General features: G+C 72.3%; 5 protein-coding genes. All 5 read left to right on the forward strand.

The window, feature by feature from the left end:
- Positions 1-6 precede the first annotated feature (6 nt).
- Genes AC3WPZ_RS01030 through AC3WPZ_RS01050 form a run of 5 tightly spaced genes read left to right on the forward strand, consistent with a single transcriptional unit; the run spans position 7 to position 18,371 of the window.
- Positions 7-6,624 carry an SDR family NAD(P)-dependent oxidoreductase gene (locus AC3WPZ_RS01030; protein ID WP_492437799.1) on the forward strand — a complete coding sequence of 2,206 codons (6,618 nt, stop codon included), beginning with the start codon at positions 7-9 and terminating at the stop codon, positions 6,622-6,624.
- Positions 6,621-7,523 (forward strand): DMT family transporter, encoded by a 903-nt coding sequence (locus tag AC3WPZ_RS01035; protein WP_382324599.1) that lies wholly within the window; start codon positions 6,621-6,623, stop codon positions 7,521-7,523. Before AC3WPZ_RS01030 ends, AC3WPZ_RS01035 begins: the two co-directional genes overlap by 4 nt.
- 13 nt (positions 7,524-7,536) lie before the next feature.
- Positions 7,537-8,430, forward strand: a complete 894-nt coding sequence (locus tag AC3WPZ_RS01040) for a DMT family transporter (RefSeq protein ID WP_382158218.1) — start codon at positions 7,537-7,539, stop codon at positions 8,428-8,430.
- 24 nt (positions 8,431-8,454) lie between these two features.
- Entirely contained in the window at positions 8,455-14,970 is a 6,516-nt protein-coding gene (locus tag AC3WPZ_RS01045) for a type I polyketide synthase (protein ID WP_444686484.1), read from the forward strand.
- On the forward strand, positions 14,967-18,371 hold the full coding sequence (locus AC3WPZ_RS01050) for a non-ribosomal peptide synthetase (protein WP_492437802.1): 3,405 nt from the start codon (positions 14,967-14,969) through the stop codon (positions 18,369-18,371). Before AC3WPZ_RS01045 ends, AC3WPZ_RS01050 begins: the two co-directional genes overlap by 4 nt.
- Positions 18,372-18,374 lie beyond the last annotated feature (3 nt).

The raw sequence follows: 18,374 nt of genomic DNA on the forward strand, positions 1-18,374 counted from the left end.
GACGACATGAGCGACTTTCTCGACCGCATCAGCAAACTCTCGCCCAAGCGCCTGGCGCTGCTGGCGCTGGAGCTGCACGAAAAGGCGGAAGCCGCCGGCACGCATTCCAACGAGCCGATCGCGGTGATCGGCATGGGCTGCCGCTTCCCCGGCGGCGCCACCAGCCCCGAAGCGTTCTGGGACCTGCTCGAAGCCGGGCGCGACGCGATCCGCGACGTGCCCGCCGACCGCTGGGACAAGGACGCCTTCTTCGACGCCGATCCCGACGCCCCGGCCCGCATGTCGGTGCGCAACGGCGGCTTCCTGGACGACGTGGCCGGTTTCGACCCCGCCTTCTTCGGCATCTCGCCGCGCGAGGCCCTCACCATGGACCCGCAGCAGCGCCTGCTGATGGAGGTCTCGTGGGAAGCGCTGGAGCAGGCCGGCCTCTCGCCCGAAGGCCTGGCGGGCTCGCCCACCGGCGTGTTCTTCGGCCTGTGCAACAGCGACCACTTCCACCGCGTGCTGCAGCGCGGCAGCGACAGCATCGACGCCTACATCGCCTCGGGCAACGCGCACAGCGTGGCCTCGGGCCGCGTCTCGTATTTCCTCGGCCTGCAGGGCCCGGCGATGTCCATCGACACCGCCTGCTCGTCCTCGCTGGTGGCGCTGCACGTGGCCTGCCAGAGCCTGCGCAGCGGCGAATCGCGCACCGCGCTGGCCGGTGGCGTGAACCTGATGTGCTCGCCCGAGACCACCATCGCCCTGACCAAGGCGCACATGCTCGCGCCCGACGGCCGCTGCAAGACCTTCGACGCTTCGGCCGACGGTTTCGCGCGCGGCGAGGGCTGCGGCGTGCTGGTGCTCAAGCGCCTGAGCCACGCCCAGGCCGACGGCGACCGTGTGCTCGCCGTGATCCGGGGCAGTGCCGCCAACCAGGACGGCCGCAGCGGCGGCCTCACCGTGCCCAACGGCCCGGCGCAGGAAGCGGTGATCCGCGCCGCGCTGGCCGACGCCGGCGTGGCCCCGGCCGACATCGGCTATGTGGAGGCCCACGGCACCGGCACCTCGCTCGGCGACCCGATCGAGGTGCGCGCCCTGGCCGGCGCGCTCGGCCCGGGCCGCGACGCGGCGAACCCGCTGCTGATCGGCTCGGTCAAGACCAACATCGGCCACCTCGAATCGGCGGCCGGCGTGGCCGGCGTCATCAAGGTGATCCTCGCGCTGCAGCACGGCCGCATCCCCCGACACCTGCATTTCAGCGAACCCAGCCCGCACATCGCCTGGTCGCAGTACCCGGTGAGCGTGACGCGCGACGGCCATGCCTGGCCGCGCGGCGAACGCCCGCGCCTGGCCGGCGTGAGTTCCTTCGGCTTCAGTGGCACCAACGCGCACGTCGTGATCGAAGAGGCCCCCGCGCCCGTGGCCGCCGCCTCGGGTGACCAGCGCCCGGTGCACTGCCTGCCGCTCTCGGCCCGTTCTGAGCCCGCCCTGCGCGCGCTCGCTGCCCGCTTCGCCGACGCGCTCGCGGCTGGCGCGCCGCTGGCGGACGTGGCCCACAGCGCCGGCGTGGGCCGCTCGCATTTCGCCGAACGCCTGGCCGTGGTGGCCAGCGACGCGCAGGAAGCGCGCGCCGCCCTGCAGGCTTTCGCCCAGGGTCGCGAACACCCCGCGCTGCACCGGGGAACTGCCACGCCGGGCGTGGCCCCCGAGGTGGTCTTCCTTTACACCGGCCAGGGCTCGCAGTACCCCGGCATGAGCGAGGCGCTGTACGCCGCCTCGCCGCTGTACCGCGACATCATCGACCGCTGCGACAGCCTGCTGGGCGCCGACGCCCAGGGCCGCACGCTCAAGTCCGTGCTGCGCGCCGGGCCGGCCGAAGGCGCGGCCATCCACGAAACCGCCTGGACGCAGCCGGCGCTCTTCGCCGTCGAATACGCGCTCACGCAGCTCTGGCGCGCCTGGGGCATCGCGCCGGCGGCCGTGATCGGCCATTCGGTGGGCGAGTACGTGGCGGCCTGTGTGGCCGGCGTGTTCACGCTCGAAGAAGGCCTGAAACTCATCGCCGAGCGCGGCCGCCTGATGCAGGCGCTGCCGCCCGGCGGCGCCATGGCCGCCGTGTTCACCTCGGCCGACGAGGTGGGCCGGGCCATCGCGCCCATGGCCGACCGGCTGGCCATTGCCGCCATCAACGCGCCCGACAGCGTGGTGGTCTCGGGCGATGCGAAGGCCGTCGACGCCTTGCTCGCCGACTTCGCCACGCGCAACGTGCAGGGCCAGAAACTGTTCGTCTCGCTCGCCGCGCACTCGCCCCTGGTGGCCCCCGCGCTGGACGCGATGGAAGCCTGCGCGCGCGCCGTGACCATGCGCGCGCCGCAGATTCCCGTGGCCTGGAACGTCACCGGCGGCGCCTCGCTGCCCGCGCCGGGCGCGCCCGATGCGCGCTACTGGCGCGACCACCTGCGCGAGCCGGTGCGCTTCGCCGAAGGCATCGCCTCGCTGGCGGCGCAGGGCTACCGCGTGTTCCTGGAAGTCGGCCCGCATCCGGTGCTGATGGCCCTGGCCCAGCGCAGCCTGCCCGAGCAGGACCACCTGCTGCTGACCTCACTGCGGCGCGAGAAGAGCGACTGGCACGAACTCAACGCCAGCCTCGCCGCGCTGTACGTGCGGGGCGCGGCGGTCGACTGGGCCGGCGTGGACCGCCCCTACGCGCGCCAGCGCGTGGACCTGCCGACCTATCCCTTCGAACGGCGCGATTTCTGGATCACGCCGACCGCCGAAAAAGCCGTGCGCGCGCCGGCGCCCAGCGGCCTGCCGGGCCGGCGCCTGCCGACCGCCGTGCCGATCTTCGAGACCCTGCTTTCGCCCACGAGCACGCCCTACCTGGCCGACCACGTGGTGCAGGGCGTGGTGCTGGTGCCCGGCCCGCTGCTGCTGGAACTCGCGCAGGGCGCGGCCCAGGCGGTGAACGGCCGTGCCTTGCGCGCGGTCGAGGCCTTCGAGATCGTCGAACCCCTGGTGCTGCCCGAGGCGGGCCGCACGGTGCAGACCCACCTGGGTCCCGAGTCCGGTGGTTCGCAGCCCTTCTCCGTCTACAGCCAGGCGGCCGATGGGTCGGGCGAATGGCACCTGCACGCCAGCGGCCGGCTGCAGCCCGGCAGCGCGCAGCAGGCCCAGGCCGGCGCCGACACCACCAGCTTCACCGCCACGCGCGACGCGCTGGGCGTGGCCACCAGTGGCGAGGGCTACCACCAGCGCCTCGAAGCCCTGGGCATCCACCTCGGGCCCGCTTTCCGCAGTCTGCAGGAAGTGCACCGCCGCGACGGCGAGGCCCTGGCGCGCATCGCGCTGCCCACCGCCTGCGCCGACGAGCCCGTGACCTGGGCTCACCCCGCGCTGCTCGACGGCGCCTTGCAATCCATCGGCCTGACCCTGCCGCAGACCGAGGACACCGAACACACCTACCTTTTCACCGGCCTGGACCGCATCGACCTCGCCGGCCCGCTGCCCGCCAGCCTGTGGTGCCATGCCCGCCTGCTCAACGCGGCGGGCCAGGAGCCGCAGCCGCCCGAGTGGCAGGCCGAAGTCACCCTGCGCTCGCTCGACGGCGGCGTGCTCGGCCAGATCCGCGGCGTGCACCTGCGCCGCGCCTCGCGCGACGCGCTGGCACGGTCCCTGGGCCATGCCTCGGGCCATGGCCTGTTCCATGAGGTGGTGTGGGAAGACGCGCCGGCCCATGCGCCGGCCGCTGCCTCGCTGCCCGATCCCGCCGGCCTCGCGCCGGCCCTGCGCGAGCGCTTCGGCGCGCTGGCGGCCGAGCACGGCCTGGCCGTGTACGAACGGCTGCTGCCCGAACTCGATCGCCTGAGCACCGACCACGTCGCCACCGCCTTGCGCCAGCTCGGCTTCGACGACACGCCGGGGCGCGGGTTCGACACCGCCGGTGAATCGCAGCGCCTGGGCGTCGTGCCGCGCCACGAACGCCTGTTCGCGCGCCTGCTGCAGATGCTGGCCGAAGACGGCCTGCTGCGTGGCGAAGGGGATCGCCACACGGTGCTGGCCCGCCTGGGCACTGCCGATGCCGCCACGCGCTACGACACGTTGATGCAGACCTTCGGCGAGGTCGACGGCGAACTGCGCACGCTGCGCCGCTGCGGGCCCGCGCTGGCCGCCGTGCTGCGCGGCGAGCAGGACCCGCTGCAGCTGCTGTTCCCGGGCGGCTCGTTCGACGAGGCGCGCAAGCTCTACGTGGACTCGCCCTACGCGCAGACCTACAACCGCGCGCTCGGCGAAGCCTTGCAATCGGCCATCGCCCAACTGCCCGCCGGCGCGCGCCTGCGCGTGCTGGAAATCGGCGCCGGCACCGGCGGCACCACCACCTACGTGCTGCCACTGCTGCCCGCCGAGCGCACCGAGTACACCTTCACCGACCTCTCGCCGCTGTTCCTGGAGCGCGCGGCCGAGAACTTCGCCGCCTATCCCTTCGTGCGCCACGCGCTGCTCGACATCGAGCGCGACCCGTTGGCGCAAGGCTTCGCGGCCGGTGCCTACGACATCGTGATCGCGGCCAACGTGCTGCACGCCACCGCCGACCTGGCCCAGACCCTGCGCCACGCCAAAAGCCTGATGGCACCCGGCGCCCTGCTGTTCCTGCTGGAAGGCGTGGCCCCGGAACGCTGGGTGGACCTCACCTTCGGCCTCACCGAAGGCTGGTGGCGTTTCACCGACACGGCCCTGCGGCCCGACTACCCCCTGGTGCCGCGCTCGGCCTGGCTGGCCACGCTGCAAGGCCTGGGCTTCCAGGGCGCCTGCGCGGTGCCCGACGACCGCTGGACCACGCGCGGCGCGGCCCAGCAGGCGCTGATGCTGGCGCAGGCCCCGCTGGGCGGCCAGACCTGGACCCTGGTGGGCGACGTGCAGGGCCTGGGCCAGGCGCTGGCCGAGCGCCTGCGCGCGCGCGGCGACCAGGTGCAAATCCTGGCGGCGGACGCCGCGCCGCCCGCCGGCGCGCTGGGCGAGATCATTTACCTGGCCGGCCTCGAACTCGCAGAGCGCGGTCTCGACGACCGCGAAGCCGCCACCCTGACTCACACGCTCGCGGGCGAAACGCCGCGCCGCTGGCTGGCGGCGGCCGCGCAAGGGCAGGGCCGCATCCGGTTCGTGACGCAGGGCGTGCAAGGCGGTGCCGGTGGAGCCATGAGCCCGGGCGCCGCCTGGCAGGCGCCGCTGTGGGGATGGGGGCGTGGCTTCTCGCTCGAACAGCCCGGCGCCTGGGGCGGCCTGATCGACCTGCCTTCGGCCTCGACCGCGGACACGCTGCTGGAAGCGCTCGACGCGGTGGACGGTGAAGACCAGGTGGCCTGGCGCGATGGCCAGCGCCGTGTGGCGCGCCTGGTCCAGGCCGACACGCCGCCCGCCGCACCGCTGAGTTTCAGCGCCGACGCCTGTTACCTCGTCACCGGCGGTTTCGGCGGCCTGGGCCTGGTGGTGGCGCGCTGGCTGGCGGAACACGGCGCGCGCCACATCGCCTTGCTGGGCCGCCGGCCCGACCTCGGTGCGCCCGGCGTGGCCGAGATCGAGGCCCTGGGCGCGAAGGTACACACCGTGCAGGCCGACGTGGCCGACGAGGCCGCGATGGCGCGCGCCTTCGAACAGCTCAAGCGCGACGCGCCGCCGCTGCGCGGCGTGATGCACGCCGCCGCCGCGCTGAGCGCGGCGCCGCTGCTCCAGCTCGACGACGCGATGGTGCGCCAGATGCTGGCACCCAAGCTCGCGGGCACGCTGGTGCTCGAGCGCCTCACGCGCGGCATGCCGCTCGATTTCCTGGTGCTGTTCTCCTCGACCACCGCCTTGCTCGGCGCCTCGGGGCTGGCCCACTACGCGGCCGCCAACACCTTCCTCGACACGCTGGCCGAGGCCAGCAACGCCTCGCGCCGCGTGATCTCGGTGAACTGGGGCACCTGGGAGGTGATGCGGCTGGCCTCCAGCGACGACCAGCGCAGCTACCGCGAAGGCGGCCTGCAGCCCATGGCCGCCGCCGACGCGCTGGACGCGCTGGGCCGCCTGCTGGGCGGCACGGCGCGGCAGGCGGTCGTGGCCCAGGTGGACTGGAGCGCGCTCAAGGCCTTGCACGAGGCGCGCCGCTCGCGCCCGCTGCTGTCGCACCTGGGCATCGCACCGCGCGCCGCCGTGGTGGAAGCGCCGCGCGCGGACAGCGGGCCTTCGCTGCAGGCGAGGCTGGAGGCCGCGCCGCCCGCGATGCGCCACGACCTGCTGGTGGAGTTCGTGCGGCAGGAGGTGGCCTCGGTGCTCGGCTTGGCCGGGCCCGCCGTGGTGCCGATCGCCACCGGGCTGTTCGACCTGGGCATGGACTCGCTGATGGCGGTCGAACTCAAGCGGCGGCTGGAGCGCGGCGCCGCCCGTGCGCTGCCGTCCACGCTGACCTTCAACTACCCCAACGTGGGCGCGCTCGCGCGCTTTCTGGAAACCCAGCTCACCGTCAAGCCGGCCGCACCCCCGGCACCCACCGCGGCGCCCGCCACGGTGGCCGAGGTCGAGGTGCCCGATGCCGATGCGGACCTGGATTCGCTCAGCGACGACGAACTGGAAGCCCGCTTGCTGGCCAGACTGGAGCAGACCCGATGAAATACCGTTCTCTTGGCATGCGCCTGACGATCATCTTCGTGGCCCTGTGGGCGGCCGAGGAGGCGCTCACCGGCGTGCTCCTGCAGCGCTACGGCCTCGCGCAGGTCGTGTGCCTGCGCTTCGCGCTGCACCTGGCCCTGTTGTGGATGCTGTTCGGGCGCGGCAACGGCCCCTCGCTGTGGCGCACGCGCCGGCCGGTGTCGCAGCTGTTCCGCGCCGCGATGATGGTGGGCATGCCGGCCTGCTGGTCGCTGGGTGTGCAGCGCGGCCTGGCGCCGGTCACCTTCCTGGCGGTGTTCTGGATCGCGCCCCTGATGATCCTGGGCCTGTCGCGCCTGGTGCTGCGCGAGCGCGTGCCGCTCAGGCTCTTCGGCTTCGCGGCGGCGGCCAGCGTGGGCGTGTTCCTGCTGCTGGGCCCGCACGCGCTGCCCCGGCCCGAGTTGCTGGTGTTCCCGGTGGCCATGGCCGCCTGCTTCAGCGTGTACGTGGTGATGACGCGCCTGCTGCACGCCGAGCCCACCCGCGTGAACCTGTTCTACACCGGCCTGGGCGCCTGCCTGCTGCTGTTGCCGCTGATGCCCTCGGGCTGGGTGACACCGAGCGCGCCCGACCTGCTGCTGCTCGTGGGCGTGGCGGTGCTGGGCCTGGGCGCGTTGCTGGCGCTGGAGCGGCTGACGGCGGTGGCGCCGATCTCACGCACCGCGCCGCTGCTGTACCTGCAGATCGGTTTCACGCTGGCCTTCGCCTGGGTGGCATCGCACCCGCTGCCGGGCCTGATCGCCGTGGGCGCCGTGCTGCTCGCCGCCGGCCTGTGGCTCGCGCTGCGCCAGCGCCGGCGCGGGTCTTCCTGGCACATGACCTCGCTGCTGGCCGACACCGGCCACGCGGGCTTGGACTGAAGGAGGTGACAGGGTGACTGCCAACCGCCGCGCCATCCTGCTGATGCTGGCCTTCGTCCTGCTGTGGGCGGGGATCGAGGCCATGGCCGCGAACGTGCTGCGCCACTATTCCCCGTACCAGGTGGTCTGGACCCGCTATGCCGTGCACCTGGCGCTGATGCTGGCGCTGTGGGGATGGCGCGAGCCGGCCTCGCTCTGGCAGACGCGCCGCCCGGTGTTCCATGTGGCGCGCTCGCTGCTGATGCTCGGCATGCCCGCGTCCTGGGTGATCGGCATGCAGATGGGCGTGCCCGGGCATTCGGTCATGACGATCTTCTGGATCAGCCCGGTGCTGATCCTCGGGCTGGCCTGGGTGTTTCTGCAGGACCGCGTGCCGCTGCTGGTCTGGGTGGCCACCTTCGTGGCCTGCCTGGGTGGCCTGCTGGTCAACGGCCTGTACGGGCTGCCGGGGCCGTCGCTGCTGGTCTATCCCCTGGGCATGGCCCTGTGTTTCAGCGTCTACGTGGTGATGACGCGCTCGCTGCGCACCGAAACCACCCGCACCAACCTGTTCTACACCGCCGCCGGCGTGTTCGTGGCGCTCACGCCCGCCATGCCCGGCCTGTGGATCACGCCGCCGCTGACCGACCTGCTCACCATGGTGGCGATCGGCCTGCTCGGTTACGTGGCTTTGCTGGCGCTGGACCGCTCCGCCGCCGCCGCGCCCGTGAGTATTTCGGCACCCTTCGCGTATTTACAAATTGCCTTCACCGTGCCGCTCTTCTGGGTGGCAGGGCTGGGGCATGATATGTCGGTCCCGCGCATGGCGCTGGGGCTCCTGTTGATCGTTGGTGCTGCGCTCTGCCTGTGGCTGCGCGAGCCGCGCCTGCATGCCCGCGACGCGGTGATGGCGCGGTCGACGCCGTGATGAAGTTTTCAGTGAGGAAGTGATATGCAGTCAGATCGGACCAACCCCCCTGAATCGACGCCCGCCCAGCCGGCGCCCGCCGCCGATCGGCGCAACATGCTGCAGAACGCGCTCGGCGCCATCGAGCGCCTGCAGTCCCGCCTGGACGCGGTCGAGAACGCCAAGCACGAGCCGATCGCCATCGTGGGCATGGCCTGCCGCGTGCCCGGTGGCGCGGAAGACGCCGACAGCTTCTGGAACCTGCTGACCGAGGGCAAGGACGTGGTGGGCGAGGTGCCCGCCGACCGCTGGGAGGTGGACGCGTACTACGACCCGGACCCGAGCAAGCAGGGCAAGGCGCGCACCAAGGCCGGCGGCTTCCTGAAAGACATCGACCAGTTCGAACCCAGCTTCTTCGGCATGTCGCCGCGCGAGGCCGCGGGCGTGGACCCGCAGCAGCGGCTGCTGCTGGAGGTGGCCTGGGAGGCGATGGAGCACGCCGCGATCCCGACCGACCAGCTCGACGGCAGCCTGACCGGCGTGTTCGTCGGCATCACGTCGATGGACTACTCCAACCGCATCGACGTGGCCGACCCGGCCCGCAGCGACATCTACCTGGCCACCGGCACCGCGCTCAACGCGGCGGCCGGCCGCGTGTCCTTCACCTTCGGCTTCCGTGGCCCCTGCATGGCGATCGACACCGCCTGCTCGTCCTCGCTGGTGGCCATCCACACCGCCTGCCAGAGCCTGCGCAACGGCGAGAGCAACCTGGTGCTGGCCGGCGGCGTCAACGCCATCCTCTCGCCCGACCCCTTCGTGCTGATCTCCAAGTGGGGCATGTTGTCGCCCGACGGCCGCTGCAAGACCTTCGATGCCTCGGCCAACGGCTTCGTGCGCGGCGAAGGCTGCGGCCTGATCGTGCTCGAGCGCCTGTCCGACGCCGTGGCCAACGGCCGCCGCATCCTGGGTGTGATCCCGGGCTCGGCGATCAACCAGGACGGCCGCTCCAGCGGCCTGACCGTGCCCAACGGCCTGGCCCAGCAGGAAGTGGTGCGCCAGGCGCTGGCCTCGGCCCGCCTTAAACCCACCGACGTGAGCTACGTCGAGGCCCACGGCACCGGCACCTCGCTGGGTGACCCGATCGAGGTCGAGGCGCTGGCCGCCGTGTACGGCGAAGGCCGCGCCATGCACCAGCCCTTCGAGGTCGGTTCGGTCAAATCCAACATCGGCCACCTCGAAGCCGCCTCCGGCGTGGCCAGCGTGATCAAGCTGGTGATGGCGCTGCGCCACCAGAAGCTGCCCGCCAGCCTGCATGTGAAGCAGCTCACGCCGTCCATCCCCTGGGACACGCTGCCGGTGCGCGTGAGCACCGCGCTGCACGACTGGAAGCCGGTGGGCGACGCGCGCCGCATCGCCGGCGCCAGCGCCTTCGGCTTCAGCGGCATGAACGCGCACGTGCTGGTGGCCGAGCCGCCCGCCGCGCCCGCGCTGGCCGCCGCGCCCGCGCGGCCGCTGTACGCCATGCCGCTGTCGGCCAAGAACGACGCGGCGCTGCAGGCGCTGGCGCAGCGCTACGCCGACCACCTGGAACAACGCCCGGCCGATGCCCTGGCCGACGTGTGCGCCACCGCCGCCATCGGCCGTTCGCACCATCTGCTGCGCACGGTGCTGGTCGCGGCCGACCGCGCCGGCATGTTGACCCAGCTGCGCGAACTCGCCAGCACCGGCCAGTCGGCCGTGCAGGGTTCCGTCTCGGCCAGCGGCCGCAACCGCGTGGCCTTCCTCTTCACCGGACAGGGCGCGCAGTACGTCGGCATGGGCCGCGAGCTCTACGACGCCGAGCCCGTGTTCAAGGCCACGATCGACCGCTGCGCGGCCGTGCTCGACCCCTTGCTGGGCCGGCCGCTGCGCGAGGTGATGTTCGAAGAGACCGGTGGCAGCCTGGACCAGACCGGTTTCACGCAACCCGCGCTGTTCGCCATCGAGGTCGCGCTCGCGGCCACCTGGCGCAGCTGGGGCATCGAGCCCACGGTGGTGATCGGCCACAGCGTGGGCGAATTCGCCGCCGCCGTGGTCGCGGGCGTGTTCAGCCTGGAAGACGGCGCGCGCCTGATCGCGGCCCGGGGCCGCCTGATGCAGGCGCTGCCGGCCGGTGGCGCCATGGTGGCGGTGCAGGGCGACGCGGCGCTGGTGCAGCGCGAGATCGCGCCGCACGCCGACAAGGTGTCGGTCGCCGCCTTCAACGCGCCGGGCAACTTGGTGATCGCCGGTGCCGGCGCCGAGGTGACGGCCATCGCGGCGCGCCTGGCCGAGCAGGGCCTGCGCACGCAGGCGCTGTCGGTGTCGCACGCCTTCCACTCGCCGCTGATGGACCCGATGGTCGCGGAGTTCCGCCAGCTCGCCGCCAGCGTGACCCACTCGGCGCCCACACTCACCTGGATCTCCAACCTCGACGGCGCGCCCATGGACTGGGCGAAATGGGGCTCCCGCATGGCCGACTACTGGGCCAGCCATGTGCGCGCACCGGTGGCCTTCGAGAGCGGCGCGCGCGCGCTGGCCGCCACGCAGTGCGACGTGCACCTCGAAGTCGGGCCCAACCCCACGCTCATCGGCCTGGGCATGCAGTGCGTGCCCGAAGGCACGGCGACCGACTGGCTGCCCTCGCTCAAGCGCAGCAAGGGCGGCTGGGAACAGATGCTCGACAGCGTGGCGCGCCTGTATGTGCGTGGCGCGAAACTGAATTGGACGGCCGTGCAAGGCCCGGGCGTGCGCCACAGCCTGGAGCTGCCGCTGTACCCCTTCCAGCGCCAGGCCTACCTGGTGCCCTTCGCGCCGCGCGCCCGCCGTGTGGCCGGCGACTCCGTGCACGACCTGCTCGGCGAGCGCCTGAACGTGGCCGGTGTGGCCGCGCAGTTCGAACGCACGGTGGACGCCACCAGCCCGGCCTGGGTGGTGGACCACGTGATCGCGTCCGAGGCCGTGATGCCGCTGACCGCCTACCTCGAAGCCGCCCTGGCCGGGGCGCGGCAGGCCGACCCGGCCGTCACCGGGCTCACGGCGGTGGAGATCGGCGAACCCATGCCCCTGCTCGACGGCGAACAGCGGCTCATGCAGGTCTCGGTGGACAAGGCTTTGGGCGGTGCGCCCTCGCGCGTGCGGGTGTTCAGCCGCGACGCGAAGCGGCCCGACGCCGAATGGACCCAGCACGCCAGCGCCGAGCCGCTGCGTGGCCCTGTCGAGGCGGTGCCGGTGTCGCCCGTGGCCGACGCGGCGAAGCGATTGACCAACGAGGTCGAGGTCGCGCCGTTCTACGAGAAGGTGCGCAAGCTGGGCGTCGATTTCGGCGCCGGCTTCCGCGGCATGCGCCGCGTCTGGTGCGGCGAGGGCGAGGCCATCGGCGAGATCGTGCTGACCGACGCGGTCCAGGCCGATGCCGGCAAGTACCTGATGCACCCCGCGCTGCTCGACGCCTGCTTCCACACCTCGGCGGTCGCCATGGACACGCTGCCCAGCGCCAACGACGGCCGTTTCTACCTGCCCATCGGTGTCGACCGCTACCTCTGGAACGCCACGCCCACCGCCACGCTGCGCAGCCATGCGCGCGTGCGCCCGGCGCCGCCGCACAGCGACATGCTGGTGCTCGACGTGCACATCGAGACGCCCGACGGCCAGCCCGTGGCCCTGCTCGAAGGCCTGCGCTGCCGCCGCGCCAGCCGCGAGTTGTTCCGCCAGCGCGTGGACGCGCAGGTGGCCGACTGGCTCTACGAACTGCAATGGAAGCCCGAGGCCCTGGTGGCCGAGCCCGCCACCGCCGAAGGCACCTGGCTGGTGTTCGACGAAGGCCAGGGCCGTGGCCAGCGGCTGGCCGACGAGATCGCCCAGCGCGGTGGCCAGGCCCTCCGTGTGCTGCCTTCGGGCAGCGCGGCCGGAGCGGGCGCCACGGTGATCGACGAGACCCAGGCCGGCGAGTACGCCCGCCTGATGGCCAAGGCCGCCGAGAGTGGCGCGTTGCGTGGCGTGGTGTCGCTGTGGCCGCTGCGCGTGCCGGCGCTGCGCGACGACGACCTGCCCAGCGCGGTGCAGCGCTTCGGCGTGGACGCCGCGCTGCTGACCCTGCAGGCCCTGGCGCAGGCCGGGCTGCCGTCGGCGCCGCGCCTGTGGATCGCCACCGCCGGCAGCCAGTCGGTGGACGGCACCGAGGAACTGCGCATCACGCAGGCCCCGGTGGCCGGCCTGGCGCGGGTGGCCGCGACCGAGCACCCCGAGCTGCGCGTGACCCTGGTGGACCTCGATCCGCAGGCCACGCCCAGCGACGCGCGCCTGCTGCTCGACGAAATGCTGTCCGGCAGCGAAGAGAACCAGGTCGCCTTGCGCAAGGGCGTGCGCTACGCCGCCCGCCTGGCGCGCCAGCCGCGCTCCAACGCGCCGCACATCGACGACGCGCCGATCCGCCTGAACATCACCGAGCGCGGCACGCTCGAAAACCTGACCCTGGGCACGCTGGAGCGCCGCGCACCCGGTAAAGGCGAGGTCGAGATCCGGGTGCGCGCCAGCGGCCTGAACTTCCGCGACGTGCTCAGCGCGCTGGGCATGTACCCCGGCGAGATCCGCCACCTGGGCAGCGACGCCTCGGGTGAGGTCGTGGCCGTGGGCGAGGGCGTGACGCAGTTCAAGGTCGGCGACCGCGTGGTCGCGATGCTCGAAGGCGCCTTCTCCAGCCACGCGATCGCGCGCTGGGAGTTCGTCGCACCCCTGCCCGACGGCGTGAGCTTCGAGCAGGGCGCCGCGATCCCCACCGCCTACCTCACCGCCGACATCACGCTCAACCTGCTGGGCAAGATGAGCAAGGGCGACCGCGTGCTGATCCACTCGGGCGCGGGCGGCGTGGGCATGGCCGCCATCGCGCTGGCCCGCCGCGCGGGCGCGGAAATCTTCGCCACCGCCGGCAGCCCCGAGAAGCGCGAGGAACTGCGCCGCCTCGGGGTGCACCACCCGCTGGACTCGCGCAGCGACTCGTTCGCCGACGAGATCGCCCGCATCACCGAAGGCAAGGGTGTGCGCCTGGTGCTCAACTCGCTGGCCGGCCAGCTGCTGGATCGCAGCTTCGAATGCCTGTCCGACGGCGGCGTCTTCCTCGAGATCGGCAAGCGCGGCCTGTGGACGCACGAGCGCGTGGCCGAGCTCAACCGGGGCATCGAGTACCACATCGTGGACTGCAACGACAACGCGCGCGACACCCCCGAGATCGTGGGCCAGATCTTCACGCGCGTGCTGCAGGAGATCGAGTCCGGCGTGCTGCCGTGGCTGCCTTGCACCACTTTCCCGTTCGAAAACGCGCCCGACGCCTTCCGCTACATGGCGCAGGCCAAGCACATCGGCCGCGTGGTGTTCCGCCACCGCGTGGACCCGCGCAAGGTCACGCAGGCGGTGCGCGACGACGCCACCTACCTCGTCACCGGCGGCCTCAAGGGCCTGGGCCTGCTGGCAGGCCAATGGCTGGCCGGCGAGGGCGCCCGCCACCTGCTGCTGGCCGGTCGCAGCGAACCCGATGCGACCGCGCGCGACGCCATCGCCGCCATGGAAGCCGAGGGCGTGAGCGTGAAGACTGTCTCGGCCGACGTGGCCACGGCCGACGGCATCGCGCGCCTCATGGCCGCCCTGAAGGACATGCCCGCGCTGGGCGGTGTCATCCACGGCGCGGCGGTGCTCGACGACGGCGTGCTCATCAAGCAGACGCCGGAGCGCTTCGCTACCGTGATGGGGCCCAAGGCCGACGGCGCGTGGCGCCTGAGCGTGGCCCTGGAGCGCGCCGGTCACCGGCCCGACTTCGTGGTCTTCTACTCCTCGCTGTCGGCCGTGTTCGGCTCGGCGGGGCAGGGCAACTACGTGGCGGCCAACGCTTTTCTCGATGCGCTGGCGCGCCAGCGCCGCGACGCGGACCGCTCCGCCCTCAGCGTCAACTGGGGCGCGTGGAGCGAGGTGGGCATGGCGGTGCGCGCCGGCACGGTCTCCAAGGCGGGTGCGCAAGGCCTGGCCTCGCTGTCGCCGGCCGAGGGCATGCAGGCGCTGAGCGTGCTGCTGCGCGACAACGCCACCCGCAGCTCGGTCGCGCCGATCGACTGGGCGCTGCTGGGCCAGCAGATGCCGGCCGGGCAGGCGCCCAGGCTCCTGTCGGACCTGCTCGCGGCGGCGCAGAACCGCGGCGGCGGCCAGGCCCAGGGCAGCGCCGCGCGCGTGGACTACGCCAGCCTGCCGGCCAAGGAGCGGCGCGAACAGCTCGTGACGCTGGTGCGCCGCGAGCTGGCCACCGTGCTGGGCCTGGCGGGTTCGCCGCAATCGATCCCGGTCGACCAGACCTTCACCGCGCTGGGCCTGGACTCGCTCACCTCGGTGGAACTGCGCAACCGCCTGCAACAGGCGCTGGGCCGCAGCGTGGCCGCCACGGCCGCCTTCGAATGGCCCTCGGTGGGCGAGATGGCGACCCACCTGAACAGCCTCTATGGCGATGACGACACCTCGGATGCCTCCGACGCCGACAGCCGGGAGGAACTCACGTTGTGAGCGATACCGTTGAGTTGATCAAGCGGCTTCAAGGGCTGGACATCCATCTGAAACTCGACGGAGACCGGCTCAGCGTCAACGCGCCCAAAGGCGCGGTGACGGCCGAACTCCGCGAGGAACTCGGGCGGCGCAAGGACGAGGTCAAGGCCTACCTGGCGGCGCACGGCACCGCGCCCGCCCGCTCGGTGCTGCCGGCGCTGGAGCGCGTGCCGCGCCAGGCCGACATGCCGATCTCGCACACCCAGCAGCGGCTGTGGTTCCTGCGCCAGATGGACCCCACCAGCCACGCCTACAACATCGCGGCGGCGCTGCGCATCACCGGGCCGCTGGACGAAGCCGTGCTCGAGCGCGTGCTGGCGGTGCTGGTGGCGCGGCACGAAAGCCTGCGCACGCGCTTCATCTCGGTGCAGGGCGAGCCGCGTTTCGTGATCGACCCGAACGCCCGCGTGCACCTGGACCGCATCGACATCTCGCACCTGCAGGGCGCCGCGCGCGACGCGGCGTGCAAGCAGGCCATCGAAAGCATCGCGCGGCGCCCGTTCGACCTGTCGCAGGCGCCCTTGATTCATGCCGGCCTGATCCGCGAGAGCGGGCAGCAGCAGGTGTTCGCCTTCGCGCTGGACCACATCGTGTCCGACGGCCTGTCGCTCGGCATCTTCATGCTGGAGTTCCGCGACCTGTATTCGCGCCTGGCGACGGGCCACGAAGTGACGGTGGTCGAGCCGCCCATCCAGTACTACGACTACGCCGAATGGGAGCGCCGCGCCTTCGCGCAGGGCGCGATCGACGAGCACCTGGCGTTCTGGAAGCGCGAACTCGCCGGCCTGCCGTCGATGCTGCAGCTGCCCACCGATCGGCCCCGCCCGCCGGTGCAGACCACCCACGGCTCGCGCTGCGCGCTGCAGCTCACGCCCGCCTTCTCCGACCGCCTCAAGGCCTTCGGCCGCGCCGAGGGCACGACGCTGTTCATGGTGATGCTCTCGGCCTTCCAGGTGCTCATGCACCGCTACAGCGGCGAGACCGACATCGCCATCGGCTCGGCCATCGCCAACCGCAACCGCTCCGAGGTCGAGCACACCATCGGCTTCTTCGCCAACAACCTGGTGCTGCGCGCCGACCTGAACGGCGACCCGACGGTGCGCGAACTCATGGTCCGCGTGCGCGAGCGCGCGCTGCGGGCCTACGCGCACCAGGAGATGCCGTTCGACATGCTGGTCGACGAGCTGGGCACGCGCCGCGAGCTGGACCATTCGCCGTTGTTCCAGGTGCTGTTCGTGCTGCAGAACCTGTCCATGACCAGCCTGGAACTGCCCGGCCTGCGTTGCGACAGCGTGGACCTGGACGTGACCGCCTCGCGCTTCGACCTGTCGGTGGACGTGTTCGACATCGTGCACGGCCTGCGCTGCTACTTCGAATACAACACCGACCTGTTTGACGTCTCGACCATCGAGCGCATGCTCAACCACTACCGCAAGCTGCTCGAAGGCTTCGTGGAGCGGCCGGACGCGCGCGTGAGCGAACTCGCCCTGCTGACGGACGGCGAACAGCGCCAGCTGCTGCTGGACTGGAACGCCACCACCATGCCGTACCCGACCGAGCAGACCGTGCACGGCCTGTTCGAGGCGCAGGCCCGGCGCACGCCCGACGCGGTGGCGCTGCAGTTCGAGGACGTGGCGCTGAGCTACGCCGAACTCAACGCCCGGGCCAACCAGCTGGCCCACCACCTGCGCGCCCTGGGCGCGGGGCGCGAGTCGCTGGTCGGGGTGTGGATGGAGCGCAGCGAAGACATGGTGGTCGCGGTGCTGGGCGTGCTCAAGGCCGGCGCGGCCTACGTGCCGCTCGACCCGGCGTTCCCCAAGGACCGCATCGACTACATGATGGAAGACGCGGAGCTGTCCATCGTCGTGACCCAGTCGGCCCTGGCCGAAGGCCTGCCCGCCGGCATCCGCGCGGTCTGCATGGACCGCGACGCCGCCACGCTCGCGACCCAGCCAGCCGCCGACCCGGCGCCCCTGGCGGCTTGCGGCGACCTGGCCTACGTGATCTACACCTCCGGCTCCACCGGCCGCCCCAAGGGCGTGATGCTGGAGCACCGCGCGGTGGTGAACTTCCTGCTGTCCATGCACCGCGAGCCGGGCATCACGGCGCAGGACCGTTTCGTCTCGGTGACCACGCTGTCGTTCGACATCGCGGGCCTGGAAATCCACGGCCCGCTCACGGTCGGTGGCACGGTGGTGCTGGCCTCGCGCGCGACCGCGCTCGACGGCGTGCGCCTGGCGGCGCTGCTCGACCGGTCCGAGGCCACGCTGCTGCAGGCCACGCCGGCCACCTGGCGCCTGCTGCTGGAAAGCGGCTGGCAAGGCCGGCCCGGCCTGAAGATGCTGTGCGGCGGCGAAGGCCTGCCGCGCGACCTGGCCGACAAGCTGCTGGCCACCGGCGGCGAGCTGTGGAACATGTACGGCCCGACCGAGACCACCATCTGGTCCACGGTCTGGCGCGTCACCGACACGCAGCGCGCGATCTCCATCGGGCGCCCGATCGCCAACACCCAGGTCTATGTGCTGGAGCCTTCGGGCCTGCCGGCGCCGGTGGGCGTGGGCGGCGAGCTGTGCATCGGTGGCGACGGCCTGGCGCGCGGCTACCGCAACCGCGACGACCTGACGGCCGAGAAGTTCGTGACACTGGACCTGCCCGGCGTGGGACCGACGCGGGTCTACCGCACCGGCGACGTGGTGCGCTTCCTGGCCGACGGCCGCATGGAGTTCGTCGGCCGGCGCGACCACCAGGTCAAGGTGCGCGGCTTTCGCATCGAGCTGGGCGAGATCGAAACCGTGCTCGCGAAACACGAGGGCATCAAGGACTGCGTGGTGCACGTGCGCGAGGACACGCCCGGCGATCAGCGCCTGGTGGCCTATGTCGTGAGCCAGCCCGGCGCCACTTTCGAGACCGAGGCCGCGCGCGCCACGTTGCGCGTGCAGCTGCCCGAGTACATGGTGCCCAACCTCTTCATGGTGCTGGAGGCGCTGCCGCTCACGCCCAACGGCAAGGTGGACCGCAAGGCCCTGCCGGCGCCGGCGCTGGTGGTGGACGAGGCGGCCGACGTCGCCGACGAGGCCCTCATGACGCCGGTGCAGCGCCAGGTCGCCGCGCTCTGGCGCGAGGTGCTGAACACCCAGCGCGTGGGCCTGCACGCCAACTTCTTCGACCTCGGCGGCCACTCGCTGCTGCTGGTCCGGTTGCAGTCGGCGATGCAGCGCGAGTTCGGCAAGGAGTTCCCGCTGGTGGAGCTGTTCCAGCGCACCACCGTGGCCGCCCAGGCCGAACGCATGTCAACACCGGTGGGCGCCAGTGGGGCGCTGGAGCGCGCCCGCGCGCGCGCCGCCAAACAGATTCAGGGGTAAGGG

This window comes from Hydrogenophaga sp. FW305-3-2-15-A-LB1 (assembly GCF_058787875.1).

Bases quoted from the DNA above. Each gene is read 5' to 3' on its own strand.
- AC3WPZ_RS01035 (WP_382324599.1), top strand. From the start codon at position 6,621: ATGAAATACCGTTCTCTTGGCATGCGCCTGACGATCATCTTCGTGGCC.
- AC3WPZ_RS01045 (WP_444686484.1), top strand. From the start codon at position 8,455: ATGCAGTCAGATCGGACCAACCCCCCTGAATCGACGCCCGCCCAGCCG.
- AC3WPZ_RS01030 (WP_492437799.1), top strand. From the start codon at position 7: ATGAGCGACTTTCTCGACCGCATCAGCAAACTCTCGCCCAAGCGCCTG.